This window comes from Halorubrum sp. SD690R (genome assembly GCF_005435035.1).
Taxonomy (GTDB): Archaea; Halobacteriota; Halobacteria; order Halobacteriales; family Haloferacaceae; genus Halorubrum; species Halorubrum ezzemoulense.
Genome location: NZ_SGTV01000074.1, coordinates 1 through 2,785, shown reverse-complemented (window position 1 = coordinate 2,785; position 2,785 = coordinate 1). Strand labels below are relative to the sequence as shown.

Genomic DNA, 2,785 nt, shown 5'->3' with positions numbered 1-2,785 from the left:
CCCCACGGCCGACCACCCTTTTCACCGGAAACACGGTGTGTGTCTCTCTCCACCGACCCGTCCCTCGTTCCGCTCCGAACGTGGCCGCGAAACAGAACGCATTTCACCGGAAACACGGTGTCTCCCTCATGGACGCAGCGGACGACCTCTTCACGAGGGAGGACCCTATCTTCGCGAACAAGGAACTCCTCGAGATCAGTCACTTGCCGGGCGAGGGACGCATTGTCGGCCGCGACGACGAGATCGCCGATCTGGCGACGGCGGTCAATCCGGCCATCTTCGGCCAGAGCCCGAGCAACGTCCTCATCTACGGGAAGACGGGCACCGGGAAGTCCCTGTGCGCGAAGTACGTCTCCAAGCGACTCGTCTCGACCGCGAGCGAGGAGGGTGTTACGGCGACGTTCGCCTACGTCGACTGCGCGCAGGACACCACCGAGACGCAAGCGGTCCAGACGATCGCCGAAGGTGTCAACGACCCCGAGGAAACCGGGATCAACGTCCCCGATAAGGGGCTCTCTACGTCCACGTACTACAAGCGACTCTGGCGGATCCTCGACCAGCGGTACGACGTCGTCTTGATCCTGCTCGACGAGATCGATAAGCTCGATGACGACGCCATCCTGATGCAACTGTCCCGCGCTGGCGAGGCGGGGAAGATCACCGACTGTAAGTTGGGCGTTGTCGGCATCAGCAACAAGATCCAGTACAAAGACCGGATGGACGAGCGCGTTAAATCGAGCCTTTGTGAGCGCGAGTTCGTCTTCCCGCCGTACGACGCGAACCAACTCAGGGAAATCATGCAGGCGCGGGCGGACGCGTTCCACGACGACGTTCTCGAACCCTCGACGATCCCGCGCGCCGCCGCGCTGGCGGCGCGCGAACACGGCGACGCGCGGAAGGCTATCGACATCCTCCGGTACGCGGGCGAGATCGCACAGGCGAACGGCGAACCCACTGTTCGTGAGGAGTTCGTCACGCAGGCGCGCGAGCGAGCCGAGACCGACCGATTCCGCGAACTCATTCGCGGGTCCACCCCGCACTCGAGGTATGTGCTTCAGGCGCTCGCGCTACTGTCGCTCTCGAACGGTCGTCAGGACGGATTCCGCACGAGCCGCGTGTACGAAATCTACGAGAACATCTGCCGGCAGGAGGGATCCGATAGCCTCTCGCTACGGCGCGTCCGCGACCTCCTGAAGGAGCACGCGTTCCTCGACATCATCGAACAGTCGAAACACAGCGGCGGTAGCGCCGAAGGAAGCTACACGAAGCACCAACTCCTCGAGGACCCGAGCGTCGTCAAAGAGGTCCTTACCGAGGATGAAGCCGAGAGCTGATCGAGTCGGTTCGGCCACCCGACGGTCCCCCCGCCACCGCTCTACGACGAGCACCGTGCCGTCGCCGCGACGAGGCCCCGCACAGACCGATCGATTCGCCCGCGTCAGCCGAGCAGGCCGAGTCCTTCGATCCGCTCGACGATCTCCTCGACGGCTTCCTCGGCGTCGTCAGTCCGCTTACCGCCGGTGATGACGATCTTCCCGCTTCCGAAGAGGAGGATGACGACCTCGGGTTCGTCCATCCGGTAGACGAGCCCGGGGAACTGCTCCGGCTCGTACTCTACGTCTTCGAGACCGAGCCCGATCGCGAGGGCGTTGAGATTGAGGTTGTGCCCCAAGTCCGCGCTCGACACGATGTTCTGAACGGTGATCTCCGGATCATCCTCGACCGGGATCTGGAGGCCCCGAAGCTTCTCGAAGATGATCCCGAGCGCGTCGTGGACGTCGTCGATGCTCTTGGCACCCGTACAGACGATCTTCCCCGACCGGAAGATGAGCGCGGCCGCCTTCGGCTCTTGAGTCCTGTAGACGAGGCCGGGGAAGTTGTCGGGATTGAAATCTGCGCCCGGGAGATCCTCTGCGAGCGCCTCCAAGTCGAGCTCCTGACCGATACCCGTCGATGCAACAACGTTCTGAATCTCGATCGAGTCTGCAGGGTTCGTCATCGTTCGCTTTTATATGTGTCCCCCTCCCTTATAAACGCCCGTGGTATAAATGGCCAACTGCCCCACACCGCACATAGTGTCCTGTCCTGCGCGCGCGTGAGGCCGCCGCCGCAACCTGGATTCCATGATACACTCCTGATACGTTCGGCTCTCAGACGTTCTGATCGTATCGCCCAGTGTCGCGAGATCCTGCCGATACCAAATCTCCCTACTGGATCAGCTCGTTGTAAACTGCTCCATGAAACCGCATGACGTGGGGCCGACGCTTCGACGGGGTTAAATACAACCCGGGCATTCGAATGAATGCGAGGAGCCCCCGACGGCGGGGCACCGGCCGGCCGCCAACGCGGCCGGTCGAAGCGTTCCGACGTGCTTAAGTGTATAAGCCCGTTCGGTTGAAACGCGAAGAACGCACCGCGGACTCGGGCCGTTCAACTCGGCCCGGTTTCGCAGAGTCGGTTCATCCGACTCACCCGATGAGGATCGCGCCCCCTGCGCTCCGGCGTAAGCGGCGATCTGATGTGAGCCGTGGTCGTTCGGTGTCATCCAAGCCGCTGGATGGGCCGGGCACCACACAGACCAATGCAATGGTGTGTCAACCTTCGTCTCAACCGAAGTTGACACCCGCCAACACCCCCTTCAGGCCGGGAATCAGGCCTGAAGGATACTCATTCCGGTTGATCCTGCCGGAGGCCATTGCTATTGGGATCCGATTTAGCCATGCTAGTCGCACGAGTTCAGACTCGTGGCGAATAGCTCAGTAACACGTGGCCAAACTACCCTTCG

At 62.0% G+C, this 2,785-nt stretch carries 2 protein-coding genes and 1 rRNA gene; 2 read left to right on the top strand and 1 reads right to left on the bottom strand.

The features are described 5' to 3' along the window. The first annotated feature begins 128 nt into the window (after positions 1-128). Positions 129-1,334, top strand: a complete 1,206-nt coding sequence (locus EXE41_RS18370) for a Cdc6/Cdc18 family protein (protein ID WP_089308807.1) — start codon at positions 129-131, stop codon at positions 1,332-1,334. A gap of 104 nt (positions 1,335-1,438) precedes the next feature. On the opposite strand, the gene EXE41_RS18365 is transcribed toward EXE41_RS18370, so the two are convergent. After that, positions 1,439-1,999: a TATA-box-binding protein gene (locus EXE41_RS18365; RefSeq protein ID WP_049932645.1), complete on the bottom strand. Its 561-nt coding sequence runs from the start codon at positions 1,997-1,999 to the stop codon at positions 1,439-1,441. Between the two features lie 670 nt (positions 2,000-2,669). Between EXE41_RS18365 and EXE41_RS18360 the strand changes: the two genes are divergently transcribed. Next, positions 2,670-2,785: ribosomal RNA gene (locus EXE41_RS18360) — 16S ribosomal RNA — on the top strand; the annotation flags it as partial.